This is a genomic window from Brevundimonas sp. (assembly GCF_016742135.1).
In the GTDB taxonomy this organism is placed as follows: Bacteria; Pseudomonadota; Alphaproteobacteria; order Caulobacterales; family Caulobacteraceae; genus Brevundimonas.
This window is the reverse complement of the sequence record NZ_JACVCG010000004.1, coordinates 19,134-44,345: the sequence shown is the minus strand read 5'-3', so window position 1 is coordinate 44,345 and position 25,212 is coordinate 19,134. Positions and strand designations below refer to the sequence as shown.

Genomic DNA, 25,212 nt, shown 5'->3' with positions numbered 1-25,212 from the left:
TTAGAACTTTTCAGGTCAACATCGAACGCACATTCAGGCAGGAGAGCCGGGCCAACCCTTCTTCCAGGATAAAGCCACAATGCTGAATTTCAGGGACGTCTCGTGGCTTTAGAGCAGTGGGATGAATCGCGAGGCAAATGGGTTCTTTACCGCAGCCAAGCTGAGGCTTCTGCAGATTGCGCTCGATACCCATACGCCGACATCCCACGCCGCATATTCCTTGATACGAATGTGCTCAACTTGCTGGTGCGCTACTCGTCCACCGTCTTTGAGCAAGCCCCATTGAGTATGCCTGTCGACGAGACCCGGGCCAACGACGTGGAAGCGCTGATGCACATCTTTCAAGTCGGGCAGCGAATGGGATGGCCGATCTACGCATCCGAAAAGTCACTCTACGAGCTCGACCAGACGCCGGACGCGGACCAGCGGGCGGAACTTTTGGCCTATGGCACCCAACTCGTCGACCCCGAGGGCGAGGACGTGCCCTTCGCCAATGATTTAGGACGCCGGCTTATCGACGCTCCGTTCACGGCCTCACTGCCTGATCCGGCAGATCGAGAGCTAATCGGCAACGCGATAGGCCTCGACTGCGACGTGTTCTGTACATGTGACCGGCGCACGATCGTAAAGAAGCGCGATCAGCTGCGCCAACTCCCCATTCGAATATTAACGCCCCCAGAATGGTGGTCCCAAGTGAAGCCTTGGGCTGGTTTGTGGCTTTAACGAGTGGGGACTGACCCTACGCGTCCGGCAGGTCGATTTCGACGAGGCGCCAGCCGAACAGGCCCTGGCGGTCCATGTTGAGGATCAGGGGCTGGTCGGGGCGGTCGGTTTTGGTCAGGCGCACCTCGACGCGGTTGGCGCCGCGATAGATCCAGGATTTGCGGACGTCGTCCCCGGTCTTGCCGGGGGTCGGCCGGGGGCGGTTGAGCACGTCCTGGGGCTCGGGCGCCTCGGCGGTGCGGACCATGGTGGCGACGCCCTGGGGGGTAATGACGGCATCGATGGCCCCCGAGACGATGGCCGGCCCCAGTAACATGCCGATCCCGGCCAGGGCGGGATCGAGGTCGGAGCCGCCATTCCGCATCTCGGCCAGCATGCGGGCGTTCACCTGATCCTTCAGGCTCTGTCGCACGGCGGGAAAGTCGACCAGCCGCTCCAGCGCGGCCTCATCGCCCTGTTCGGCCGCCCGGGTCAGGGCCTGCATGGCGAAGACGGGTGACAGGGCCCAGGCCCCGAGCAGCAGCACGATGGCCAGACCGGCCACGCCGGTCACAAGTTTACGCATGATCCCCTCACCTTACCTGACCGGTCACGGACCGGGCACTCCCGCCACCCCAACGCTTCCCGGGGATCAGGGTTGCCGTGAGTCGCCGCGTTCGGCCATCCGGTCAGCCGCCCTTGCGACCGCTCTGGCCGACGATGGGCAGGCGCTCTTCCGGAAGGCTGACGTGCACCAGATGCCAGCTGAAGAAGCCGGTCCGGGCAAAGGTGAAGACGGTGTCGTCGCCGCTGTTCCCGGTCACCGCCATGCGGGCGCGGTCCATGCCCCAGTAGACCGGGCGCGGCCACGGGCCGCCACGGGGCGGCTCGGCATCCGGACCCGTCGCCTCGGAGCGCAGGGCGGCGGCGCGTCCCTCGCCCCGGGTCAGGGCGCCCAGGGCCGCAGGCGTCAGGTAGGCGTCGGCCCTCGGTCCTTCGGCCACCGGCCCGCGCTGGAACTGGCGCTGAACGGCGCCGATGGGATCCTCGAGGATGGAGGGCGGCGGCGTCAGGGTGTCGACCCGCCCGGTCAGCTGCGGGCCCAGGGCCTTGCGCATGGCGCCATAGTCGACCAGCCGGTCCAGCTCGGCCACATCACCGCTGTCCGCCGCGCCGCGCAGCGCAAAAAAGGCGACACCGGGGGCCGCGAAGAAGCTGACGACCAGCAGAACCACCGCCGCCAGGATCAGATTGCCGATGATTTTCACGTGCCTCTCCGTGGCTGTGTCAGCCCCAGAATGCACGAACCCGGCCCGGCCACAAACAAAAGCCCCGCCGACGCGAGTCCAATCCTCCCCCATAAGCGCAGCGTATGGGGGAGGGGGACCCCGGAGGGGTGGAGGGGGCGAAATCGGGCGCGGCGGAGAGGCTTGCCCCCTCCACCGCTACGCGGTCCCCCTCCCCCGCTGCGCAGGGGAGGATTTCTAGGCCATCGCCTTGTCGAGGTTCTCGGCGACCTTGTCGAGGAAGCCTTCGGTGGTCAGCCAGGACTGCTGGTCGCCGACCAGAAGGGCCAGGTCCTTGGTCATGAAGCCCGACTCGACAGTGTCGACGACGACCTTTTCGAGCGTGTCGGCGAAGCGGTCCAGTTCGGCGTTGTTGTCCAGCTTGGCGCGGTGCTTGAAGCCGCGGGTCCAGGCGAAGATCGAGGCGATGGAGTTGGTCGAGGTGGCCTCGCCCTTCTGGTGCTGGCGATAGTGGCGGGTGACGGTGCCGTGGGCGGCCTCGGTCTCCATGACCTTGCCGTCCGGCGTCATCAGGACCGAGGTCATCAGGCCCAGCGAGCCGAAGCCCTGGGCGACGATGTCGGACTGGACGTCGCCGTCGTAGTTCTTGCACGCCCAGACGAAGCCGCCCGACCACTTGATGGCAGCAGCCACCATGTCGTCGATCAGGCGGTGCTCATAGGTCAGGCCGCGCTTCTTGAACTCCTCGGCGTAGTCGGCGTCGAACACCTCCTGGAAGATGTCCTTGAAGCGCCCGTCATAGGCCTTGAGGATGGTGTTCTTGGTCGACAGATAGACCGGATAGTTGCGCGCCAGGCCATAGCCGAACGAGGCATGGGCGAAGTCTCGGATCGAGGCATCGAGGTTGTACATGCCCATGGCGACGCCCGCGCCCGGCGACTTGAACACCTCGTGCTCGATCACCTGACCGTCGTCGCCGACGAATTTGATCGACAGTGTGCCGGCGCCCGGCATCAGGAAGTCGGTGGCCTTGTACTGGTCGCCGAAGGCGTGACGGCCGACCACGATCGGCTGGGTCCAGCCGGGCACCAGACGCGGCACGTTCGAGCAGATGATCGGCTCGCGGAAGACCACACCGCCCAGGATGTTGCGGATGGTGCCGTTCGGCGACTTCCACATCTTCTTCAGGCCGAACTCGGCCACGCGCGCCTCGTCCGGGGTGATGGTGGCGCACTTCACGCCGACGCCGTGCTTCTGGATGGCGTGGGCGGCGTCGATGGTCACCTGATCGTCGGTGGCGTCGCGGTGCTCCATGCCCAGATCGTAATAGTCGAGCTCGAGGTCGAGATAGGGGAAGACCAGCTTGTCCTTGATCATCTGCCAGATGATCCGGGTCATCTCGTCGCCGTCGATGTCCACGATGGGGTTGTCGACCTTGATCTTCGCCATGTGCGCTCTCTGTCTCTGGGGGAGGGAAAATGTGGGGGCGGTATAGCGAGCCGCGCGCCCGGGCGAAACCCCGCCCTTCTACGGCAGAGGGCAGGGGAGCAGGCTCCCCGGCGGGTCCCCTCACACCGGTATCAGATTCCGTCACGGCCTCCGGGTCCGGTCCCGGACTAGGGTCGGGTCATGGGAGGCTTGACCATGACCGCGATGCCGATGCGTTCCACCCGTTCCAGAGGGGCCGCGGCGCTGGCCGCCTGTGGCCTGCTGGTTTCGGCCTGCGCGACAGATGACCCGCTGTCCGATCCGCTGTTCTGGCACGGGGTGTCGCTTGCCGCCGATCTGGTGGCCCTTGCGCTGATCCTGGATTCGGACTGCTATACCCGGATCGACGCTTGGGGGTATCCGTATCAGATCTGCCCTGACGACCGGGACTACCGGCCCCGGCCGCATCCGCCGCACAGGCCGCACAAGCCCCGGCCCCGCTGACCCCTGAACCGAAGGAGCCCCGCGATGTCCCGATCCCACTTGTTGGCCGCCGCGCTGGTCGGCGCGCTCGGACTGTCCGGCTGCAACGACCCTGACCTGATGGAGGGCATTGCCATGGGGCTGAGCGAGGTGAACGCCCAGCTCGAGTGGGAAAACCGGAACTGCTATTACGCGCCGCCGCCCGGCAATCCCTATGGCTCGCAGCGCTACTGCCCCGGGGACTATGGCTATGTGCCGCCGGTCACCGTCTATCCGGGTTCCTGGCGGGATGACGACCGTCGCGACCGCCGGGACCGGCGGGACCGCCGCCGCGACCGCGATCGCGACCGCGACGACTGACCGGGTTCAGGCCTGCTGGCCGGCGACCCAGTCGGTGATCACCCGGTCCAGCACCGTCAGGGGCACGCCGCCGACCGCGAGGCCGGTGTCGTGGAAGCCCCGGATGTCGAAGCGGTCGCCCAGGGCAGCCATGGCCTCGGACCGCATCCGCACCCATTCGGTGTGGCCGATCTTGTAGGACGAGGCCTGACCCGGCCAGACGGCATAGCGTTCGACCTCGGTGGTCACCGCGCTTTCCTGATCGCCCAGGGTGTCGACCATGTAGCGGATGGCCTGTTCGCGGCTCCAGCGCTTGTGGTGCAGGCCTGAGTCGACGACCAGCCGGGTGGCCCGGAACATCAGCGACTGCAGATAGCCGATCTGACCCCAGGGATCGTCGGCATAGACGCCCATCTCATCGGCCAGCTGTTCGGCATAAAGGCCCCAGCCCTCGGAATAGGCCGAGAAGCCGAGGATCTTGAGCAGCAGTGGCGCCTCGTCGTTTTCCTGCTGCAGGGCGATCTGGTGGTGATGGCCGGGCGAGGCCTCGTGATAGGTCAGGGTCGGCAGGGTCCATTTCGGCCATTCCGCCGTGTCGCGCAGATTGATGTAGTAGGCGCCGGGGCGTGAGCCATCCAGCGCCGGTCCCTGATAATAGCCACCCGGCGCGCCCGCCTCGGTGAAGACCGGTACGCGGCGCACCTCGACCGGGCTTTTCGGAATGCGACCGAAATATTGGGGCAGGCGGGCCTGCATGTCCTGCATCTGCAGGTTCAGGTCGGCCAGCAGCTGTTCCTTGCCGGCATCAGTATTGGGATAGATGAAGCGCGGGTCCTTGCCCATGGCGGCGATGCGTTCACCGACCGTGCCCTGGGTCATGCCCTCGGCCCGCAGCAGGGCGTCGGCGCGCGCCGTCAGCTCGGCGACCTGTTCCAGGCCCATCTGGTGGACGTCGTCGCCGGTCATGGTGGTGGTGGTGGAATAGCGCAGGCCATAGCTGTACCAGGCCTCGCCGTCCGGCAGACGCCAGACGCCGGCGTCGTGCACCGCCTCGGCCCGACGGGCCTTCATGGCCTCGGCCTGACGGATCAGGGCGGGATAGATCTCGCCCTCAACGATCCGCTCGGCGCGGGCGGCCCAGTCGCCAGGGATGCCCTTTTCGGTCGCGCGTCGCTGGATCGAGGTGGTCATGATCGACTGATCCGCCGGGGTGTCGTGCAGATTGGCCAGCTGCAGCAGGGTCTTGTCGATGACGAAGTCGGGCGGCACGGCACCTGCGGCGAAATCGGCCCGCATGCGCTCGGTTTCCTGATCCAGGGCCGTCGGGAAGGCGGACAGGCGCGACAGATAGGCCTCGGCATCCTCGGCCGTCTCGATCTGATGCTGGCTGTCGAGGAAGTCGGGGATGTTGCTGTACGAGCCGCCCAGCTGATAGACGGTGTAGGGCGAGTTGCCGGTCCCGTAGTCAAAGCCCTGACCGATCTGGACGGTCTCTCCGAAGAATTTGACGGTGTCGTAATTGACCGCATCCCGTCCGCTCAGGGCCGCGCGGTCGATGGCGTTCAGCTCGTCCATGAAGGCGTTGAACTTGACCTCGTCGGCATCGATCTTGGCCTGCGAGCGGTCGTCCAGCTGACCCTTGGCGGCGGCCATCGGCCCCTTGTCAAAGCCCAGCGAGGTCAGGGCCTCGGGCGAGGTCATGACCAGCTCCTTGAAGACCCGGTCCATCCAGTCGTTGAGGGTGGCGACGGGGCTGGCCGAAGCAATCGTCCGGGCCAGGGCCGGCCCCGAGGCCGCAAGGCCCGCCCCTGCGGCGGCGGTCAGCAGAAGGCGGCGACGGTCGATCATGGCAGGCTCCCTTGGATGAGGTCGGCGCGCATAAGGGCACCGCATCCGCGATCCGGCAAGGGCCCGGTCGTCCTATCCGCCGTGCAGCTCCTGTTTGACCCGTTCGGCCAGGGTCTTGATGTCCAGCGGCTTGGGCAGGAAGGAGACGCCGACCTCGTCCTGCAGGAGGTCGGAAAAATCACTCTCCGCATAGCCGGAGATGAACATGACCGGGATGTCGCCCAGCCACGGCCGGGCCCGTTTCAGCATCTTGGGGCCGTCCAGACCGGGCATGATGACGTCGGAGATCAGCATGTCGATCTGGCCGGCGTGTTCCTCGGCAAGGGCCAGGGCTTCCTCGCCGTCGCCGGCCTCGATCACCTCATAGCCGCGCTGGCGCAGCAGGCGGGCGGCGATGCCCCGCACGGCGGCCTCGTCCTCGACGAACAGGATGCGCCCGGCGCCGGACAGGTCGCGCGGCGCCTTGACCTTGACCTCGACCGGGGCGACGGCTTCCAGCTCGGCGGCCGCGGCGGCGGGCAGGAAGATGCGGAACGCCGCGCCAGCTCCTTCGAGGTTCGTCACATTGATATGGCCGCCCGCCTGCTCGACGATGCCATAGACGGTGGCCAGACCCATGCCCGTGCCCTCATTGACCGCCTTGGTCGTGAAGAAGGGCTCGAAGATCTTGTCGAGGATTTCGGGGGGCACGCCGGGGCCCGTGTCCGACACCTCGATCATGGCCACGTCGAGGTCCGGCGCATCATGCCAGCCCATGTCGCGCGCGGCGTCAGGCGTCAGGCGGCGGGTCTTGATGGTGACCACACCCGCGCCCGGTTCGACCACGCCACGCATGGCGTCGCGGGCATTGACCGCCAGATTCATGACGGCGGTTTCCAGCTGGCTCTTGTCGGCCAGCACCACCGGCAGGTCCCGCCCGTGATCGGTTTCCAGCCGCACGTCTTCGCGCAGCAGCCGCCGCAGCAGCACCGCGAACTCGCCGACCAGCTCGCCCAGATCCAGACGCTCGCGCCGCACCGTCGACTTGCGCGAAAAGGCGAGGAGCTTGCGCACCAGATCGGCCGCGCGGATGGCCGTCTGGCGAATCTCGTTCAGGCCCTCATAGGAGGGATCGCCCACCGGGTGCCGTTCCAGCAGGCCTGACAGCTGCAGCTGTATGGCCGTCAGCAGATTGTTGAAATCGTGCGCCACCCCCCCGGCCAGCTGGCCGACGGCCTGCATCTTCTGGGCCTGCGACAGCTGCAGCTCCATCGACTTCTGGGCCGAGGCGTCGAACAGCCAGACCCGGCGAGCATCATCCTCGGGCGCGACATAGAGGTGCAGGATACGTTCGGGATGGGCACGGGCGACCAGCTCGATCGGACCGGCCGAACCGGCCGCCAGGCGAGCCCGCGCCTCGGTCACGCCCGCAGGATCGAACAGATGGCCAAAGGCGGCGTCGCGGGCCGACGCCGGGCCGGTCAGCAGGGCCAGTGCCGCATTCGGCTGTTCCACCCGCCCGGCAAACAGGTCATCATGGCGGATGATGGCCGAGCCGAACGGCGCACCGGCCGCCATGGCATGGCCTTCACGCAGGGTGCCGGTCGCGCGGGGACGCTGGGCCTCGGCGGGGACCACCTCGCGGCCCGGGGTCCCTGCCAGCACGGTTTCCGGGGCGGCCCGGACCAGAAACCGGCCCGGGCCGGCATGGCCGATCAAGGCCTCCACATCCTTGTTTCCCAGCGGGATCAGGGCGCGCCCCTGTTCTCCCGCCCGCGCCTGGGCAAAGGCGGCATAGAGGGCCTGGGCCGCCTTTCCCCCCCGTCTGGGCAAGCTGCCGGTGGCCCCCTCCGCCTCGGCCCACGCCGCATTGAAGGCCAGCACCCGGCCGTCGGACCAGACCAGGGCAGCAGGCTCGGCCAGGGCTTCCAGCATTTCGACCGCCGCGTCGCCGGTCGGCTTGCGGGACTCGCTGCGGGTGAAGATCATCAGACCGATCAGGGCCACGCCGCCCGCCGCTGCGATCAGGATCAGGCCCGGCGCGCTGAATGGATTGGTGCGAAACGCCGGATAGGCCAGGGCTCCGACCAGCAAGGCGCAGCCTATGGCCATGAGCACCAGCGTCAGATCAATCGGCGCCCCTCGGGGCAGCGGCCGGGCCGGGGTGGTCATCCCGCTCTCTCCTGCGAGGCGAATCGCCTGCCCTCTTATGCCATATCCGCCGGGTAGAGCCCGAATATCCCCCGCTCATCCCTGCGGAAGCAGGACCCAGTGATTTGGCCATCGTGCTCCGGGCTCAGGACTGGGCCCCACTTCCGTGGGGATGAGCGGATTGAGTTACCGCCGACGTTTCTTGAAGACGAAGCCGATCACCTGGGCGGCGGCTTCGAAATGCTCGCGCGGGATGGTCTGGTCGACATCGACCGAGGCGTAAAGGGCGCGGGCCAGCGGCACATTCTCGACGATCGGCACATTGTGCTCTTTCGCCACCTCGCGGATTTTCAGCGCCAGGGTGTCGACCCCCTTGGCCAGACATACGGGTGCCCCGTCGCCCTGATCCGGCTCGTAGCGGAGCGCCACGGAATAGTGGGTCGGGTTGGTGACGATGACGGTCGCCTTGGGCACATTCTGCATCATCCGCTGGCGACCGCGCTGGGCCCGGATCTGCTTCAGCCGGGCCTTGACGTGGGGGTCGCCCTCGGACTGCTTGTAGTCTTCCTTGAGCTCCTCGCGGGTCATCCGCATGCGTTTGGCAAAGCGCATCCGCTGCCAGAGATAGTCGGCCCCGGCCGTGACCGCGAGAAAGGCCAGGGTCGAGGCCATCAGCCAGACGGCGAGGTCGCGGGCGAAGGGCAGGATACTGGCCGGCGACATGGCGGCCATGTTCTCGAGCTCGCGCAGGTGCGGCCGCAGCACCATCCAGCAGACCGCGATCACGGCCAGCAGCTTGACGAAGGTCTTGACGAAATTCATCAGCCCGTCCGGGCCATAGATGCGCTTGACCCCCTCCAGTGGATTGATCTTGCTCCACTTGGGTTTCATCTTCTCGGCGCTGAAGATAAGCCCGGACTGGGCCAGGTTCCCCCCCACGCCCCCAAGGATCACCGCCAGCGCCAGTGCGCCGAGGAAGGGTGCCGCCGCCCACAGGGCCCGGGCCCCGATCTCGACCCCGGCCCCGGCATCCAGCGCGCCCATCATGGTGTGGGGCGAGGCGATGAACGGCAGCAGGCTTTCGGCCATCATGCCGGCGAACGGCCCGCCCGCCAGCAGCAGCACGGCGGCCGCGCCCAGCAGCGACAGGGCCGAGGCCACATCGGGCGACTTGGCGACATCGCCCTTCTTTCGCGCGTCCTCGAGTTTTCGCGGGGTGGCTTCTTCTGTTTTGGACTCGGGATCCTTGTCCTCAGCCACCTGCGCCTCCGGCGAAGATCTGCGCCAGGCTGCGGTAGCGGTCGATGAAGATCGTGCCTACTACCCCCAGCGACAGGGTGAAGATCGACAGGCCCAGCAGGATGCTGAGCGGCGCGGTGGCGAAGAACACCTGGAACTGCGGCATCACCCTCCCGACCAGACCGGACGCCAGGTTGAAGATGATGGCGAAGACGATCACCGGCGCGGCCAGCTGGATGCCCAGCATGAAGCTGTCGCCCAGCGTGCGCACGGCCAGGGTCACGAAGTCCGCGGTGATCAGCGGCTGCACCGGGGCGATCAGCTGATACGACCCGGCCAGCCCGGCGAGGAACAGATGGTGGGTGTTGGTCGCAAACAGCAGGGTCACCCCCAACAGCGTCAGGAAGGCCGAGAGGGTCGATCCCGGCTGGGCCTGCATCGGGTTGGTGCTCTGGGCAAAGCTGAGCGTGGTCTGGAGTGACACCACCTCGCCCGCCGTGGCGAGCGCCGTCATGAAGGCCCTGAGGATGGCACCGATCATCAGGCCGGTGGCGACCTCGCGGATCACCCAGCCGGCCATGCCCCCGACGCTGGCGGGCAGGGCCGGCAGGGAGGGCGCGGCGATCGGCCAGACGACCAGGGTGATCACCAGCGCCAGCGACAGGCGGATGCGCGGCGGCACATAGGTCTCGCCCAGACCCGGCAGCAGCATGAGGATGGCGCCTAGCCGCGCGAACACGAGGGCGGCACCCCAGACCTGATCGGCAGTGGCGTAGCCGTCCACCCGCCTACATGCCCGCGATGCGGGCGGCGATGGTCTGCATGAAGCTGCCCAGCAGGGCGCCCATCATGGGCAGGAACAGCAGCAGGGAAATAAAGATGGCCAGGATCTTGGGGGCATAGATCAGGGTCTGTTCCTGAATTTGGGTCAGAGCCTGGAACAGGCCGATGCCGACCCCGACCAGCAGGGCGACGATCAGGGCCGGCGCGCACAGCTGGATGGTCAGCCACAGGGCATCGCGCCCCACGTCCATGACCTCGGCACCATTCATTGCTCAGAACTCTCCAGACCGGCACGCGTACCCGGCAGAAACTGCCGGGAGTGTGGTTAACGCCCGCCTAACGATGCGCCGCTTTCGCTGGCCCGGACCTTGCGACCATGGGGGTCAGAGGAGCGCGGACCATGCCGGATCGCTGGATTTCGACCCGAAAAGAGACAACCGCCATCGCCCGGGGCGGCTGGCTGGACGCGATCCGTTTCATCGTGGCCTTCCTGATCATCCTGCATCACTTTCAGGCGGCGGGTCCGATCGCCCTGGCCGAAGGGCTGCACCCGGCGTTCGAGCACACCGGTTTTCTGCTGACCAATCTGTTCATCATCGACAGCGGCTATGTGCTGATGCGGCTGTATGCCCAGAATCTGACGACCGGCCGGGTCTCGCCCGCCGAGTTCCTGACGCGCCGGGTGCTGCGGGTCGTGCCCGCGCACCTGATGATGGGGCTGGCGCTGGTGGCGCTGGTGGTCGGCGGGGCGGCCATCGGGCTGGCGCCGCGTAATCCCGAATGGTTCGACTGGAGCCAGCTGCCGGCGCAACTGGGTCTGGTCCAGGCGTTTGGCGTGCCCGGCGGGCTGGGCTGGAATGCGCCGACCTGGTCGATCTCGGCCCTGATCGGCTGCTATCTGGCCTTTCCGTGGATCGTGCGCGGCTGTGCGCGCCTCGGCCCCTGGACCTGGCTGGTGCTGGGGATCGGCCTGTACCTGATCGCCAATGAGCTGGCCCGGACCCTGCTGGGCTATCCCGTCTATCAGATGCCGATGAAGTTCGGCTTCTTCCGGGCCCTGCCGCTGTTCTTCCTCGGCATGGCGCTGGCGGCCTTCGCGCACCGGGTCTGGATCAATCCCAAGCTGGCCCGCTGGGTCGGCGTGCTGGCGACCGTCGGCCTCATCACCCTGCAGTTCTACGGCAAGAATGCCCTGCCCAGCCTGGCAATGATCGCGCTGATCATCTTGGCGGCCGGGGCCATTCCGGTCCGGAGGCCCTCGCGCCTGATCGAGCGGGCGGCGCTGGTGTCGTTTTCGATGTTCATCAGCAATGAGGTGGTGCGGATCGCCTGGTTCGGCGTGGTCAATGTCGCCGTCATCCGCCTGAACCTGTCCGAACCGGTCCAGTGGGGGCTGTGGGCCACGGGAGTCGCCGCAGCGGTCGCCTTTGCCTTTGCCTTTCACCACACGGTCGACGGGCCGCTGCAGGACTGGCTCAAGGCCCGGACCCGCCACCGCGCTCCGGCCCCGAAGAAGGCCGTCAGATCGGCATACGCATGATTTCCTGATAGGCCTGGATCATCTGGTCGCGGACCGCCATGGCGGTTTCCAGAGAGGCCTCGGCCGAGCTGATGGCGGTCACCACATCGATCAGACTACCCTGCCCCTGAACCACCTGGGTCATCTGGGTCTCGGCGGCGCGGGTCTGGGTCGTGGCGCTGGCGATAACGTTCTGAACCACTTCGGCAAAGCCGGGGGCATCGGTCGGGCTGACCCCGCCGGGCGCGCCGGTGCCCTGAACGGCCTGATAGGCGCGGGCGGCGGCAATCGGATTCATGGCGACCTGTCCCCCTATTTCTTCAGGATCTCGAGCAGGCGGCTTTCCATGGCGCGCGCCGTCTCGATGATGTTGAGGTTGGCCTCATAGGCGCGCTGGGCCTCGCGCATGTCCATGGCCTCGACCAGGGTGTTGACGTTCGGACGCATCACATAGCCATTCTCGTCCGCGGCCGGGTGCGAGGGGTCGTAGTCCATGCGGAAGTCACCCCGGTCGGGTCGCACCTCAGCCAGCACCACGCCGGTCACGCCATCGACGGTGCGCGACTGGAACACCGGCACCTGACGGCGATAGGGCTCGCCCCCCGCGACCGGCGAGGTCGAATCGGCATTGGCGATGTTTTCGGCGATGACCCGCATGCGGGACTGCTGGGCCTTCATGGCGCCGGCGGCCACGGCCATGGCGGGATTTCTGGGCGGAACGGGATCGGGCATGGGTCAGGCTTCCTTCAACCGTGCTCATCGGCCCGGCGGCCGCGCGGCCATCCGCAGCATGGCCATGGATTTCTGGTAGAAGCCGATCGCCGCTTCATAGGCCATGCGGCTCTCGGTCATCTTCAGCATCTGCTCCTCGACCACCACGGAGTTGCCGTCCAGCGTGGTCTCGGAGTCCGGAGCCTCGACGGCAGCATAGCGGGCGGCTGGCGACGGCGGCGCGATATGGCCCGCCTGGGTGCGGGCCAGGGTCACCGGCCGGGCCGTCATGGCCGAGGCGAAATCCTTGGGCAGGGCCAGGTCGTGCGCCACATAGCCGGGCGTATCGGAGTTGGCCACGTTCTGGGCGATGACGCGCTGGCGCTCATCCAGCCAGGTCAGGCGACCCTTGATCTGGGTCAGCAGGGGCAGGTCGGCCACACCCATGTCAGCCTCCTTGGCGCGCGAGGACCCGCAACGGGCGGGCTGGGCATAAAATGCCGCCTCTATGGTTAATCACGGGTTATCTAAACGCGGCGTTAACCCTCACGGTTAACCTTTGGCCCGAACCCGCCCGTGCGGGCGCGTCGATTCGAGCCTGCCATGTCGAGCCTTCATGTCCTTTCTTGACCTTGCCCGGGCGATCTTCGGTCTGGCCTTCACGCTCGGCCTGATCGGTCTGGCGGCCTGGGTGGGTCGCCGCTATGCGCCGCAACTGCTGGCCCGCTTTGGAACCGAGCGGGGCGAGCGGCGGCTGAAGGTCGTGGAGACCCTGGTGCTGGACCCGGCCCGCCGTCTGGTGCTGGTCCGCATCGATCAGGAAGAGCGGTTGATCCTGCTGGGTGAAGGCCGCGAACTGATCGAGCCGCGCCAGTCGCTGGCCCCCCTGCCACCCGGGTCACAGCCATGAGCCGGGCCGGCACCCGCCCCGCCCTTTTCGCCCTGCCCACCCGCCAGGAGCTGAAGCGCGCGGCTACACTGTCGCTGCTGGTGACCCTGGTCTCGCTGATCTGGCCGGTGGCTGCACTCGCCCAGGAAGTGGCCTCGGGCAGCGCGATCAACATCGATCTGGGCACCGGTGCCGGCCTGACCGAGCGGGTCGTGCAACTGGTCGGACTGATGACCGTCCTGTCGCTGGCGCCGTCGATCGTCATCATGACGACCAGCTTCGTGCGGATCGTCGTGGTGCTGTCCCTGCTGCGCACCGCCCTGGGCATGCAGCAGTCGCCGCCCAATGCCGTTCTGGTGTCGCTGGCCCTGTTTCTGAGCGCCATCGTCATGGCCCCGACCTGGCAGGCGGCCTATGATTCGGGCATCCGGCCCCTGATGGATCAGGAGATGGAGCTGCCCCAGGCCTTCGATGCGGCCTCGGAACCGGTAAAAATTTTCATGCTCTCGCAGGTAGACCAGGACGACCTGGCGCTGTTTACCCGCCTGTCCAACATCGAGGCCCCCGAAACCGCCGTCGACCTGCCGATCCGGGTGGTCACCCCCGCCTTTATGATCAGTGAGCTGAAGCGCGCCTTCGAGATCGGATTTCTCCTTTTTGTTCCGTTCCTTGTGATCGATCTGGTGGTCGCCAGCGTGCTCATGTCCATGGGTATGATGATGCTGCCGCCGGTGGTGATTTCCCTGCCGTTCAAGCTGATCTTTTTCGTGCTGGTGGACGGCTGGCGACTGGTCGCGGGCAGCCTGGTCGAGAGCTTCCAGAGGGCGGCCGGCAGCGGCTGAAACCCTTTCATCCACAGGCGATCTGGGCCGACATGGCTTGCAATATCGCCGGAAACGCGCGTTGATCCGCTCGTCATCGCCCGCAGCGGGCGAAAAAATGGAAACGACCCAAATGACCACTCAAGCTGAACTGATTGCCGCCGTCGCCAAGGATGCCGGTGTTTCCCAGGCCGATGCCGGCCGCGTTCTGACGGCCATCGTCGAGAACATTCACAAGAGCCTGAAGAGCGGCGGCGACGTCCGCATCTCGAACCTCGGCGTCTTCGACACCGCCGCCCGCGCCGCCCGCGAAGGCCGCAACCCGGCCACCGGCGCCACCATCAAGATCCCGGCCTCCAAGGCGGTGCGCTTCCGCGTGTCCAAGCCGCTCAAGGATGCGGTCAACAGCTAAGTCTGACGTTCAGACCTGTTAACCGGCGGCGGCAGGGGCGACCCTGCCGCCGTCTTCGTTTCTGAAACGCCCCTTCACGCCCTCGACCCAACCGGTGAAGGTATCGGCACGGCCGGCCATGGCGGCGAAGTCGCGGACGCTGGCGGCATCCTCAAGCCCGTTCAGACCGGCCAGGGCGACCCGCAGCGCATCGGGGGCCCGCGCCCGGGCAACGAACGGTGTCCAGTTGCGTGACAGCCTCTGCAAGGCGGCCTCGTCCCTGGCCAGGGAATAGCCGACCGCGGCGCGCAGCAGGCGGTTTTCCTCGTCCCGGGTCAGCGGGGTGGCCGTGTCCGCGTGGCGATCGCCAAGCCCCTGTTCGTAAAGGACCGCGGCCTCGCCCCATTTTTCCTGTTTCCAGAACACCTCGGCGCGAGCGGCGCGGGCCTCGGGGCTGGTGTCGTTGCCCAGCACCTCGAGCGCATGGTCCAGACGCCCCAGGCCCAGCAAGGCACGCGCCTCCAGCACCCGCCGCTTTGACGCCAGCGCCGTGGGCAGCAGGGTCGTCCGTGTCGCCCACAGGACCTGAAGCGCGGCCTCGGGCTGGCGGTCCATCAGATAGACCGTGGCCAGATCGGCGGCGACCGAGGCCTGGGCCACGCCCTCCAGCCGGTTCTCGACCTGGTGCTTCAGCAGTTCGGCTGCCTGGTCCAGCAGGTCGACGTCGATCAGGCGCCGGGCCAGACGCCGCACCATTTCGTCGCCATCGGCCCCGACCGGAGTCAGCTCCCGGAAATCGTAGAACAGGCCCAGCGCCTGGATGGGGGGCATGCCGTCAGCCCCGCCTTCCAGGAACAGCGCCCGGAATACCCGCGCCAGATCCGCCTGCAGCGTCTCGGCCCCCGGCAGGCGCGACAGCCGCGTTCCGGCGCTGCGAAGCGCCGTCAGGGCCTCGCGGTACATGCCCTGGGACATGTAGAGTTCGCCGAGGGTGCGGATCACCTCCAGCTCGGTCATGTCGCCGCGCCAGCGCCAGCGCAGGCCTTCCAGAATCCGCGCCGCCTCGACCGGGGTGATCGCTCCGCGCGCAAGATCGATCCGGACCGCCGCCAGCCGGGCCGGAACCGCCACCTGGTCCAGCGGGGCCCGACCCACGGCCTGATAGACCGCCCGCGCCCGGTCGGTCTGGCCTTCCAGTTCGAACAGCCGGGCCTGGACCAGGCGCACCGCCAGCTGTTCGGCCGCGCTGATGTCCTGGCTGAGGCAGTAGGCGATCAGGGCCCTGGCCGCCTGGGTGTCGCCGGTTTCCAGCGCGGCCCGGGCATGGGCGGCCCCGAACCGGGCACGCCACACCGGCGGAAAATCATCAATGACGGCGGATGCGCGGGCGAAATTCTCGCGCGCGCCGGTCCAGTCCCCCTGCTGGGTGGCCAGATAGCCCTGCCAGGCCCGGGCGGAGGGATCGCCGGCCAGGGCCGCCCCGGCCAGGTCGGTCGCCGCCTCGTCATGGCGGCCGATGGCGATCCGGGCGGCGGCGCGCAGCCCCCGAACCTCGGCCTCGCCCAGCATGCCGGGGGCTGCGGCCACGATCGCGTTCAGGACGCCGATCGCCTCATAGTGAAGACCCGACCCGACCAGAAACCGCGCCAGCGCCAGACGGGCCTCGACCGGCGCGCGCGGATTGTCGCCGGCCTGCTGGGCCTCATCCGTGGCGGCCTCCTGCAGGCGGCGGTGCGCGGCGACAAAGCCGACATCGCCCGTGTCCGCCCAACGGCTCAGGATCAGCGCGGGATGGGCGGCCTTTTTCGGCGTATCGGCCGCCAGATCGGCGGTTTCCAGCGCGGCCGAGGGGGGAGACAGGGTCAACCCACCGGGCCGGCTGACCAGCACGCGATCACCGGCGGCCTGAATGGTCAGGTCATCGGTCGGGGTCTCGATTCCCAGCCCCTGCGCCGACGGCAGCAGGGTCAGATCGACGGTCTGGCGACGGCCGGAGAACCCCTTGCCCGGGGCCAGCGCCGTCACGGCGGCAAAGCGGTCGCCGACCAGGGGGTCGGTCAGCCACACGGCCTTGGTCGCCCCGGCCATGGTCACGACCAGGGACGCGCGGCCCTCTTCATCCCGACCGACGCGGACGCCGCCCGGCGGTACGGCCCGGCCGCCAAGGGTCACAGTCCAGACATTGCCCTGTCCGGAGGCGGCGACCTGCAGGTTGCGCGGGGCATCGATGCGAAGGGAGGTGTAGTCAGGGCCGCGCGCCCAGTGCGCCTCGCCCGCCGGGCCAAGATCGCCCGCGCCCTGCATGTCCAGCATCGCGGCCTGATCGAAGACAATCCAGACGGCCTCTCCCCGGCGGAACACGGCGGCCCCGACCGGACGGTCCCAGTTGAAGGTCAGGGTGACCGAGTCCGGAGACGGCGCGGCGCGAACGGCGACGGTCGTCGCGGCGCCGGCGGCTGCCGACGGCGGCGGGGTCTGGCCCGGTCGATAGAGATTGATCCAGACGGCCCCGTCGGCCTGGCCCCGGGTGACCGACGCCCCCTCGGCCAGGGTCAGCACCAGTTCGGTGCCGTTGGGCACAGCCCGGGTTTCGATGGCCGCGAGGCCCGGCGGAGGATCGACCTTGAGCCGCGAGACATCCGGGGCGGCCGTCGTGCCCAGCCGCACCACGACGGTGCGCCCGTCGACGGATACGCGTGAGCGCGCACCGACCACGCCGGCGAACTCGATCCGCGTATAGTCGGCCGTGGTCCCGATACGGATGGCCAGCGGCTCGGTTACGGCCGAGGCCGGAACCTCCTGGGCCAGGGTGAGCAAGGGCGCGAACGCGACCGACCCGGCCGCGGCCAGCGCCACGGTCGACCTCAGGACGCCCTTGCTGGCCTTGGTTCGGGACATGATGGCCGACCTTCGCAACAAGGCGTTGCTTCACGGTTAACGGTTCCTGACCCGCCCCTCTGCCAGACCGGTGTGCGACACTGCGCCGGACTTGTTCACGCGACTCCCGCGCCCCAGATGCAGAACAGACGAGGAAGGACTCCCCATGACACCGCCGGAACCCGGACCGGAGCCCACTGAAAAGCCCAGGGCCGATCTGTGGAAGGTCTCGCTGCGATGCCGTTGCCCGCGCTGTGGCGAGGGCCCCCTGCTGAAGGGATATCTGACGGTGCGCGAGGCCTGCCCCGCGTGCGGCCTGGACTACAGCTTTGCCGATCCGGCCGACGGCCCCGCCTTTTTCGTCATGTCGATCGTCGGGGTGATCGGCATGGCCGCCCTGATGGCGCTGGAGCTGGGGCTGCACCCGCCGTTCTGGGTGCACCTGCTGGTGACCCTGCCGCTGATTCTGGTGCTGTGCCTCGGCAGTCTCAGACCATTCAAGGCCTGGATGGTGGCCGAACAGTACGCCCGCAGCGCCGCGCCGCCCGAATTCTCCAGCATCGGCAAGCACGGCGAGGGCTCGCGCTGGCGCTGAGACGGTCTGGCGGTTCGGGAACCGCGATGGAGGCCTGACCCGGAATCGAACCGGGGTGCACGGATTTGCAGTCCGCTGCGTAACCACTCCGCCATCAGGCCATTGATCGCGAGCCGCGTTCGCTATCAGATCGCATTGTCCCCCGCAACGCACACTCCTATAAGCGGGCCAGCTTTTTCATTCTCCTCTCCCCAGGGATCGATCGACGCATGGACTTCCAGACGGCACGCAAGGTGATGGTGGACAGTCAGGTCCGCGTGAATGATGTCACGGATCGCGCCCTGCAGGCGGCCCTGCTGGCGGTGCCGCGCGAAGCGCTGTGCGCGCCGGAGCGCGCCTTTTCCGCCTATGCCGAGGTCGAGGTGCCGGTCACGGCGCGGCGCAGTCTGATGCTGCCCCGCGATCTGTCGAAGCTGTTGATGGCCGCCGCCCCGAAGGCGGGTGAGCGGGCGCTGGTCATGTCGGGTGCCTATGCCGCCGCCGTGCTGGCCGAGATGGGTCTTGCGGTCACCCTTCAGGACTCGGACGCCGAGGCCCTGGCGCTTGCCGCCCCGACCCTGGGCGCCGCCGGCGTGACCCTGGTTGAGGCACCGCTGGACCGTCCCGCCTCCGACGGCTGGGATCTGATCGTCTCCGAGCTGGCCGTGCCCGTCCGCCCCGACGCCTGGCTGGACAGCCTGAAGGTCGGCGGTCGCGCGGTGCTGGTGGAACGCAGCGGCCCGGTCGGCAAGGCGGGCCTGCACCTCCGCACACCCGAGGGCTGGTCGCGCCGGCAGTTGTTCGACGCCACTCCGCCGGTGCTGGACGAGTTGCGCCCCGAACCGGCCTTCAGCCTCTAGCATCAGGAACGGCGACGGAATGGCCCGTATGCCGCGTGAAAAAAACTTAACTGGCGTCGGGCACAACGATCTCGCACTACGCTCGTCACCGAGAATGAGATGACGCGGGCCGGCCGCGTCAGGCAGGATATGAAGATGCTCAATCGCACCCGTGCGCTGATTTCGCTTGCGGCCCTGGCCCTGGGTTCGGGTCTGGCCCTGCCGGCCTTCGCCCAGGACACCCTGCCCGACGCCCTCCGGATGGCCTACCGGACCAACCCGACCCTGCTGGGCCAGCGCGCCAACCAGCGGGCGCTGGACGAATCGATTGTCCAGGCGCGCTCGGGCCTGCGCCCCTCGATCGATGTCAGCGCCTCGGCCGGCTATACACAGACCCGCATCGCCGGCGGACCGCAGCAGGTCGACACCAACGGCGACGGTATCCCCGACACCACCGTCAATGTCCCTTCCAGCACCAGTGACGGCACCTCGGGCAGCGCCAGCATCGGCCTGTCCCAGACCCTCTATTCGGGGGGCCGCATTTCGCTGGGGATCACGGCCACCGAGGCCAACATCCTGGCGGGCCGCGAGGATCTGCGCTCGGTCGAACAACAGGTGCTGGCCACCGTCATCCAGGTCTATGCCGATGTGCTGCGCGATGAGGAGATCGTCCGGATCCGCGAGGAGAACCTGACCGTCCTGCAACGCCAACTGGATGAGGCCTCGGCCCGCTTCGAGGTCGGCGAGATCACCCGCACCGACGTGGCCCAAGCCGAAGCGCGTCTCGCCCAGTCCGAGGCCGATCTGGCCAATGCCCAGGCCCAGCTGTCGGTCAGCCGCGCCTCCTATGCCGCTATCGTCGGCCAGACCCCGGGCCGTCTGGCCCCCCTGCCCCCGCTGCCCGGTGTGCCGGACGACTTCGAGGTGGCCCTCGACATCGCCCTGGTCGAGAACCCCAATATCCGCGCCGCCGAATACGCCCTGGCCGCCGCCGAGGCCAATGTCGCCCTGGCGCGCGCCGAATACCTGCCGTCCGTGCGGGTCAGCGCCTCCTACGGCGGGTCGACCAATGACCTGTCCAGCTTTGACCTGGCCGACCGCACCACCTTCCAGGCCGGGGCCACCCTGTCGGTGCCGCTGTTCACCGGCGGCCTGAACCAGTCACGCGTGGCCCAGGCGCTGGAGCGGGCCAATGCCGCCCAGATCAGCATCGAGGGCCAGCGCCGCAGCGTGCTGCAATCCATCAGCTCGGCCTATGCCCAGCTGATCTCGGCCCGTTCGACCCTGCGCGCCGGTGAGGAAGCCGTCCGCGCCGCCACCGTCGCCGCCGAGGGAGTCCGTCAGGAAGCCCAGGTCGGCCTGCGTACGACCCTCGATGTGCTGAACGGCGAGCTGGAACTGCGTTCGGCCCAGGTCGCCCTGGCGTCCGCCCGCCGCAACGAATACGTCGCCATGGCCCAGCTGTTGCTGGCCATGGGCCGTCTGGACGTCACCGTGCTGGTGCCGGCCGAGGACCTTTATGATCCGGCCGTCAACTATGACCGCGTGCGCAACCGGGGCGGCCTGCCGTGGGACGGGGTAATCGAGGCCATCGACCGCATCGCCGCGCCGCCGATCCTGCCCGCCAACGATGCCGAGGACGCGCCGATCGACAGCCATCTCAAGGGCGACGTCATCCGGACCGCGCCGCGCAACTAGCCCGGGATTTAACCAAAGAGGCGAAAAAGGTCCGTTGATTCCGGGCCGCGTTGATGCGACGACAGGACACACGGGGCCGCATCGGTCCATTCCGATCCCGTCTGCGCGCGAGCGTAGCGACCATGCCAGGGGTTAAAACACATGACTGATCCGACCGCCCAGGAACCGACGATGGAGGAGATCCTGGCGTCGATCCGCCGGATCATCTCGGAAGACGACGCCCCGGCCGAGACGGCCCCGGCGGCGGCCGCGCCCCAGCCGGAACCGGAAGCCGAGCCGGAACCCGAGACCTATGCCGAGTCCGAGCCGGCCGAGGACGTGCTGGAATTGACCGAGCGCTATGAGGCCCCCGCCGAGGAAGCGGCCGAGGAACAGTTCGCCCCCGCGCAGGAGACCCTGGGCGATCTCGACATCGGCGCGGCCGATCCCTTCCCCGTCGATGAGGCCGCGCCGGAGCCCGAGCCGGAACCTGCCCCCGCCCCGCGCGCCGCGCCGTCGTCGGACGAGGCTCTGGTCAGCGATGCGACCGCCGCCTCGGCCGCCGGAGCCTTTGCCGGCCTCGCCGCCGCCCTGCGTCCGGCACCCGCCGCCCCGACCGGCACTACGGCGGGCAGCAGCGCCACCATCGACGAACTGGTCCGCGCCCTGCTCACCCCCATGCTGCGCGAGATGCTGAAGGATTGGCTCGACGCCAATCTGCAGGGCATCGTCGAGACCGAGGTCCGCAAGGAAGTCGACCGCGTATCGCGGCTGAACGGTGCGCCCCGCTAGCCTCTGACCCTGACTTCGTCCTAAAGACTGAGGGGGCGGCTCCGGCGGGGCCGCCCTCTTTCAATTCATCGAAATGACCTTGGCCGATCTGCTTACCACCATTGTCTATCTGCTTTTGATGTCCGTATTTCCTGCGATTGTCGGATGTCTTGGGCTGTGGTTCCCCCTGATGATCCGCAAACGCGGGCTCATGACTGTTGAAGAACGTGAGAGATTCGACCCGACCCTGAATCCGTCGGCCAGCCTGCAGTTTCTTTGGTATGAGAGCGACGCGATCCGCCATGACCTCGCCATGCGCCGCATGAGGCTTTGGCGAGCCATCCTCTTCTGCTGGCCCTTTGGCGTAGCGGTCACTGCCGCCGTGTATTTCAATTTCTTCCTCCCCCAAATTTCCTGACCGGCCAAAACCATGCTCGATAAGAATTTCGAACCGCAAAGCGCCGAGCCCCGTCTGTATCAGGCGTGGGAGGACAGCGGCCTGTTCGCCCCGAAAACGGACGGCGCGGCCGAGGCCTATTCCATCGTCATTCCGCCGCCGAATGTGACCGGATCGCTGCACATCGGCCATGCGCTGAACAATACGCTGCAGGATATCCTGGCCCGCTATCACCGGATGAAGGGCAAGGCGGTGCTGTGGCTGCCGGGCACGGACCATGCGGGGATAGCCACCCAGATGGTGGTCGAACGGCAACTGGCGGCCGCCGGCAATGTCGGGCGGCGCGACATGGGCCGCGAGGCCTTTATCGACAAGGTCTGGGAGTGGAAGGCTGAGTCGGGCGGCACCATCGTGCGCCAGCTGCGTCGGCTGGGGGCCTCGTGCGACTGGAGCCGTGAGCGCTTCACCCTGGACGAGGGCCTGAACGCGGCGGTACGCAAGGTGTTCGTCCAGTTGCACCGCGACGGCCTGATCTACCGCGACAAGCGGCTGGTGAACTGGGACCCGCACTTCCAGACGGCGATCTCGGACCTCGAGGTCGAGCAGAAGGAGGTCGACGGCGCCTATTGGCACTTCGCCTATCCGCTGGCCGACGGCGTGACCTATGAGCATCCGGTCGCCTTCGATGACGACGGCAAGGCCACGGAATGGGAGACCCGCGATTATATCGTCGTCGCCACCACCCGGCCCGAGACCATGCTGGGCGACACCGGCGTGGCCGTGCACCCGGAGGATGAACGCTATGCCGGGCTGGTGGGCAAGGCCGTGATCCTGCCGATCACCGGGCGACGCGTGCCGATCGTTGCCGACGACTATGCCGATCCGACCAAGGGCTCGGGCGCGGTGAAGATCACGCCGGCACACGACTTCAACGACTTCCAGGTCGGCAAGCGGGCCGGGCTGGCCACGCTCAACGTCATGGACTCTCTGGCCCGGATAACGGCCGCCGACTGCCCCGATGTGCCTGCCGACTATGAGGGCATGGACCGCTTTGCGGCGCGGAAGGCCATCGTCGCCCGCGCCGAGGAAGAGGGCTGGCTGAAGGCCATCGAGAAGACCAAGCATATGGTCCCGCACGGCGACCGCTCGGGTGTGGTCATCGAGCCGTGGCTGACGGACCAGTGGTACGTTGATGCCAAGACCCTGGCCCAGCCGGCCATTGCCGCGGTTGAGGACGGGCGAACGACCTTTGAGCCCGCCAGCTATGCCAAGATCTATTTCGAGTGGCTGCGCAACATCGAGCCCTGGTGCATCTCGCGCCAGCTGTGGTGGGGGCACCGGATCCCGGCCTGGTATGACGCCGACGGCAACATCTATGTCGCCGAAACCGAGGACGAGGCCCTGGCCGAGGCGGGCGGCAAGCCCCTGAAGCAGGACGAGGACGTCCTCGACACCTGGTTCTCCTCGGCCCTGTGGCCCTTTTCGACCATGGGCTGGCCGGAGAAGACGGAAGACCTCGCGCGCTTCTATCCGACCTCGGACCTCGTCACCGCCGCCGACATCATCTTCTTCTGGGTCGCCCGGATGATGATGATGGGCCTGCACTTCATGGACGAGGTGCCCTTCCACCGCGTCATCATCAATGGCCTCGTCCGCGACGAGAAGGGCCAGAAGATGAGCAAGTCCAAGGGCAATGTCATCGACCCGCTGGAGATCATCGATGATCTGGGCGCCGATCCGCTGCGCTTCACCATGGCGATCCTGTCGGGCACGCGCGACATCAAGCTGAGCCGCCAGCGGATCGAGGGCTATCGCAACTTCGGTACCAAGCTGTGGAATGCGGCGCGCTTCAGCCAGATGAACGGCTGCGCCCGGGTCGAAGGCTTTGATCCGGCCGCGGCGGAGCAGACCATCAACCGCTGGATCCGCGGCGAACTGGTCAAGGCCGAGCGTGAGGTGGCGTCGGCCATCGAGGGGGGCCGCTTCGACGATGCGGCGGGCGCGCTCTACCGCTTTGTCTGGAACGTGTTCTGCGACTGGTATCTGGAGCTGGCCAAGCCGGTCTTCCAGGGATCGGACGCGGCGGCGCGCGACGAGACGCGGGCCATGACCGCCTGGGTGCTGGACCAGACCATCAAGCTGATGCACCCGGTCATGCCCTTCATCACCGAGGAGCTGTGGGCCCAGACCGCCGACAATGGCGCAGCGCGCAGCGAGCCCCTGCTGATCGGTGCCGCCTGGCCCGATCTGGCCGACAGCCTGATCGACGCGGAGGCTGCGGCCGAGGTCAGCTGGCTGATCGAAACGGTGGAGGCGGTGCGTTCGCTGAAGGGCGAGATGAGCGTGGCCACGGCCCGCCCGCCGCTGAGCTTCATTGCGCCGGACGCGGCGACCACGGCCCGCATCGACCGCTATCGCGAGATCCTGATGATGCTGGCCCGGGTGTCCGAAGTGTCGGTCGCCGGGGCCGCACCCGAAGGCGCCGTGACCTTCGTCGCGGGGGGTGCCACCGCGGCCCTGACCCTGGCCGGTCTGGTCGACATCACCGCCGAACGCGCCCGCCTGAACAAGGAGATCGCGGCCTTTGACAGCGACATCGGCCATTTCGGCAAGAAGCTGAACAACCCGAACTTCGTCTCGCGCGCCGCCCCCGAGGTGGTTCAGGAACAGCGCGACAAGCTGGCCGAGGCCGAAGCCGGCAAGGCGCGGCTGGAGGAGGCTCTGGAGCGACTGAGCCGACTGGGGTGAGCGTCCGCCTGGACCAGCTGCTGATCACGCGCGGCCTGTTCGATAGCCGGGCCCAGGCGCGCGCGGCCATTGAGGCGGGCGGCGTGACGGTGGCGGGGCAGGTGGTCACGAAGCCTGCAGCCAGGGTCGCCGAGGATGCCCTGATCGAGGCCGAGGCCGCCCACCCGTTCGTCGGGCGCGGCGCGTTGAAACTGGATCATGCCCTGACCCTGTGGCCCATCGCGGTCGAGGGGCGGAGCGTGCTGGACGTCGGGGCTTCGACCGGCGGCTTTACCGAGGTCTGCCTGATCCGGGGGGCGGCCAAGGTCCACGCGGTCGATGTCGGCCACGGCCAGTTGCACGAGCGGATCGCGGCGGACCCGCGCGTGGTGGTTCTGGAGCGCACGGATGCCCGCGACCTGACGGCGGACCAGATCGATCCGGCACCCGCGCTGATCGTCTGCGACGCCAGCTTCATCAGCCTGTTGAAGGTGCTGCCCGTGCCCCTGTCGCTGGCGGCGCCCGGTGCCGATCTGGTCGCCCTGGTCAAACCCCAGTTCGAGGCGGACGGGCCCAGGGACGTCGGGCGCGGCGGGGTGGTGCGCGACCCTGAGGCGCGTCAGGCGGCGCTCGACCGCGTGTCCGCCGGACTGGAAGCGCTGGGCTGGACCATCAAGGCCTCAGCCGAAAGCCCGGTCACCGGCGGCGACGGCAATGTCGAATATCTGCTGTGGGCAAAGGGTTCCCCCAATTGAGGAGACGCCACCGGGGGATTGCTCCTCCGGCGGCGTCCCTCCACGTCGTCGACAGACAGGGGGGC

The 25,212-nt window shown here is 67.8% G+C and carries 26 protein-coding genes and 1 tRNA gene; 14 read left to right on the top strand and 13 right to left on the bottom strand.

Annotated features, from left to right (window positions below; all coding sequences use genetic code 11):
* The first annotated feature begins 231 nt into the window (after positions 1–231).
* The gene (locus IBJ06_RS09215) at positions 232–723 is read left to right on the top strand and encodes a hypothetical protein (protein ID WP_292159522.1); all 492 of its coding nucleotides are present in this window, start codon (positions 232–234) and stop codon (positions 721–723) included.
* 16 nt (positions 724–739) lie between these two features.
* On the opposite strand, the gene IBJ06_RS09210 is transcribed toward IBJ06_RS09215, so the two are convergent.
* The 3 genes from IBJ06_RS09210 to IBJ06_RS09200 form a co-directional block, all read right to left on the bottom strand.
* Positions 740–1,288 carry a DUF2939 domain-containing protein gene (locus IBJ06_RS09210; protein ID WP_292159520.1) on the bottom strand — a complete coding sequence of 183 codons (549 nt, stop codon included), beginning with the start codon at positions 1,286–1,288 and terminating at the stop codon, positions 740–742.
* A 103-nt stretch (positions 1,289–1,391) separates the two neighbouring features.
* Positions 1,392–1,970, bottom strand: coding sequence for a DUF2939 domain-containing protein (locus IBJ06_RS09205; RefSeq protein ID WP_292159518.1), 579 nt, complete (start codon positions 1,968–1,970; stop codon positions 1,392–1,394).
* A 216-nt stretch (positions 1,971–2,186) separates the two neighbouring features.
* On the bottom strand, positions 2,187–3,398 hold the full coding sequence (locus IBJ06_RS09200) for an NADP-dependent isocitrate dehydrogenase (protein WP_292159516.1): 1,212 nt from the start codon (positions 3,396–3,398) through the stop codon (positions 2,187–2,189).
* A 195-nt stretch (positions 3,399–3,593) separates the two neighbouring features.
* Here IBJ06_RS09200 and IBJ06_RS09195 point away from each other — a divergent pair, with 195 nt between their 5' ends.
* Both IBJ06_RS09195 and IBJ06_RS09190 read left to right on the top strand, forming a co-directional pair.
* Positions 3,594–3,881 carry a hypothetical protein gene (locus IBJ06_RS09195; RefSeq protein WP_292159514.1) on the top strand — a complete coding sequence of 96 codons (288 nt, stop codon included), beginning with the start codon at positions 3,594–3,596 and terminating at the stop codon, positions 3,879–3,881.
* Positions 3,882–3,905: 24 nt separating this feature from the next.
* Positions 3,906–4,220 (top strand): hypothetical protein, encoded by a 315-nt coding sequence (locus tag IBJ06_RS09190; protein ID WP_292159512.1) that lies wholly within the window; start codon positions 3,906–3,908, stop codon positions 4,218–4,220.
* A gap of 6 nt (positions 4,221–4,226) precedes the next feature.
* On the opposite strand, the gene IBJ06_RS09185 is transcribed toward IBJ06_RS09190, so the two are convergent.
* The 5 genes from IBJ06_RS09185 to fliQ form a co-directional block, all read right to left on the bottom strand.
* Positions 4,227–6,047 carry a DUF885 family protein gene (locus tag IBJ06_RS09185; protein WP_292159510.1) on the bottom strand — a complete coding sequence of 607 codons (1,821 nt, stop codon included), beginning with the start codon at positions 6,045–6,047 and terminating at the stop codon, positions 4,227–4,229.
* Positions 6,048–6,119: 72 nt separating this feature from the next.
* A complete protein-coding gene (gene cckA, locus IBJ06_RS09180; RefSeq protein ID WP_292159508.1) occupies positions 6,120–8,198 on the bottom strand; it encodes a cell cycle histidine kinase CckA in 2,079 nt (692 codons plus the stop codon).
* A gap of 165 nt (positions 8,199–8,363) precedes the next feature.
* The gene (gene flhB, locus IBJ06_RS09175; protein ID WP_292159506.1) at positions 8,364–9,437 is read right to left on the bottom strand and encodes a flagellar biosynthesis protein FlhB; all 1,074 of its coding nucleotides are present in this window, start codon (positions 9,435–9,437) and stop codon (positions 8,364–8,366) included.
* Positions 9,430–10,200 (bottom strand): flagellar biosynthetic protein FliR, encoded by a 771-nt coding sequence (fliR, locus tag IBJ06_RS09170; protein WP_292159504.1) that lies wholly within the window; start codon positions 10,198–10,200, stop codon positions 9,430–9,432. Before fliR ends, flhB begins: the two co-directional genes overlap by 8 nt.
* 4 nt (positions 10,201–10,204) lie before the next feature.
* Complete coding sequence (gene fliQ, locus IBJ06_RS09165; RefSeq protein WP_123287918.1) at positions 10,205–10,468, bottom strand: flagellar biosynthesis protein FliQ; 264 nt, start codon at positions 10,466–10,468, stop codon at positions 10,205–10,207.
* Positions 10,469–10,599: 131 nt separating this feature from the next.
* Here fliQ and IBJ06_RS09160 point away from each other — a divergent pair, with 131 nt between their 5' ends.
* Positions 10,600–11,739, top strand: a complete 1,140-nt coding sequence (locus IBJ06_RS09160; RefSeq protein ID WP_292159502.1) for an acyltransferase — start codon at positions 10,600–10,602, stop codon at positions 11,737–11,739.
* On the opposite strand, the gene fliE is transcribed toward IBJ06_RS09160, so the two are convergent.
* The 3 genes from fliE to IBJ06_RS09145 are packed head-to-tail and all read right to left on the bottom strand — an operon-like array spanning position 11,720 to position 12,876.
* Positions 11,720–12,016 carry a flagellar hook-basal body complex protein FliE gene (gene fliE, locus IBJ06_RS09155; protein ID WP_292159501.1) on the bottom strand — a complete coding sequence of 99 codons (297 nt, stop codon included), beginning with the start codon at positions 12,014–12,016 and terminating at the stop codon, positions 11,720–11,722. The genes IBJ06_RS09160 and fliE overlap by 20 nt on opposite strands.
* 14 nt (positions 12,017–12,030) lie before the next feature.
* Complete coding sequence (flgC, locus tag IBJ06_RS09150; RefSeq protein ID WP_292160163.1) at positions 12,031–12,417, bottom strand: flagellar basal body rod protein FlgC; 387 nt, start codon at positions 12,415–12,417, stop codon at positions 12,031–12,033.
* Positions 12,418–12,474: 57 nt separating this feature from the next.
* Positions 12,475–12,876, bottom strand: coding sequence for a flagellar basal body protein (locus IBJ06_RS09145; RefSeq protein ID WP_292159500.1), 402 nt, complete (start codon positions 12,874–12,876; stop codon positions 12,475–12,477).
* A 169-nt stretch (positions 12,877–13,045) separates the two neighbouring features.
* Between IBJ06_RS09145 and IBJ06_RS09140 the strand changes: the two genes are divergently transcribed.
* The 3 genes from IBJ06_RS09140 (at position 13,046) to IBJ06_RS09130 (ending at position 14,551) form a co-directional block, all read left to right on the top strand.
* Positions 13,046–13,339, top strand: a complete 294-nt coding sequence (locus IBJ06_RS09140; RefSeq protein WP_292159499.1) for a flagellar biosynthetic protein FliO — start codon at positions 13,046–13,048, stop codon at positions 13,337–13,339.
* On the top strand, positions 13,336–14,160 hold the full coding sequence (gene fliP, locus IBJ06_RS09135) for a flagellar type III secretion system pore protein FliP (protein ID WP_292159497.1): 825 nt from the start codon (positions 13,336–13,338) through the stop codon (positions 14,158–14,160). The genes IBJ06_RS09140 and fliP overlap by 4 nt, the downstream gene beginning before the upstream one ends.
* 112 nt (positions 14,161–14,272) lie before the next feature.
* Positions 14,273–14,551: an HU family DNA-binding protein gene (locus tag IBJ06_RS09130; protein WP_123287913.1), complete on the top strand. Its 279-nt coding sequence runs from the start codon at positions 14,273–14,275 to the stop codon at positions 14,549–14,551.
* A gap of 18 nt (positions 14,552–14,569) precedes the next feature.
* Here the strand turns inward: IBJ06_RS09130 and IBJ06_RS09125 are convergent, their stop codons facing one another.
* Positions 14,570–17,428 (bottom strand): hypothetical protein, encoded by a 2,859-nt coding sequence (locus tag IBJ06_RS09125; RefSeq protein ID WP_292159492.1) that lies wholly within the window; start codon positions 17,426–17,428, stop codon positions 14,570–14,572.
* Positions 17,429–17,573: 145 nt separating this feature from the next.
* Here IBJ06_RS09125 and IBJ06_RS09120 point away from each other — a divergent pair, with 145 nt between their 5' ends.
* A complete protein-coding gene (locus IBJ06_RS09120) occupies positions 17,574–18,002 on the top strand; it encodes a DUF983 domain-containing protein (protein WP_292159490.1) in 429 nt (142 codons plus the stop codon).
* Positions 18,003–18,029: 27 nt separating this feature from the next.
* Here IBJ06_RS09120 and IBJ06_RS09115 read toward each other — a convergent pair.
* Positions 18,030–18,103 (bottom strand) — tRNA-Cys (locus IBJ06_RS09115).
* A 108-nt stretch (positions 18,104–18,211) separates the two neighbouring features.
* On the opposite strand from IBJ06_RS09115, the gene IBJ06_RS09110 reads away from it, so the two are divergent.
* The 6 genes from IBJ06_RS09110 to IBJ06_RS09085 all read left to right on the top strand — a co-directional run bounded on the left by IBJ06_RS09110 (position 18,212) and on the right by IBJ06_RS09085 (position 25,147).
* Positions 18,212–18,841, top strand: coding sequence for a protein-L-isoaspartate O-methyltransferase (locus IBJ06_RS09110; RefSeq protein ID WP_292159488.1), 630 nt, complete (start codon positions 18,212–18,214; stop codon positions 18,839–18,841).
* 135 nt (positions 18,842–18,976) lie between these two features.
* Positions 18,977–20,518, top strand: coding sequence for a TolC family outer membrane protein (locus tag IBJ06_RS09105; protein ID WP_292159485.1), 1,542 nt, complete (start codon positions 18,977–18,979; stop codon positions 20,516–20,518).
* 141 nt (positions 20,519–20,659) lie between these two features.
* Complete coding sequence (locus IBJ06_RS09100) at positions 20,660–21,289, top strand: DUF2497 domain-containing protein (RefSeq protein ID WP_292159484.1); 630 nt, start codon at positions 20,660–20,662, stop codon at positions 21,287–21,289.
* A gap of 79 nt (positions 21,290–21,368) precedes the next feature.
* Positions 21,369–21,686 carry a hypothetical protein gene (locus IBJ06_RS09095; protein ID WP_292159483.1) on the top strand — a complete coding sequence of 106 codons (318 nt, stop codon included), beginning with the start codon at positions 21,369–21,371 and terminating at the stop codon, positions 21,684–21,686.
* A gap of 12 nt (positions 21,687–21,698) precedes the next feature.
* Positions 21,699–24,413 carry a valine--tRNA ligase gene (locus IBJ06_RS09090; RefSeq protein ID WP_292159482.1) on the top strand — a complete coding sequence of 905 codons (2,715 nt, stop codon included), beginning with the start codon at positions 21,699–21,701 and terminating at the stop codon, positions 24,411–24,413.
* On the top strand, positions 24,410–25,147 hold the full coding sequence (locus tag IBJ06_RS09085; protein ID WP_292159481.1) for a TlyA family RNA methyltransferase: 738 nt from the start codon (positions 24,410–24,412) through the stop codon (positions 25,145–25,147). Before IBJ06_RS09090 ends, IBJ06_RS09085 begins: the two co-directional genes overlap by 4 nt.
* Positions 25,148–25,212 lie beyond the last annotated feature (65 nt).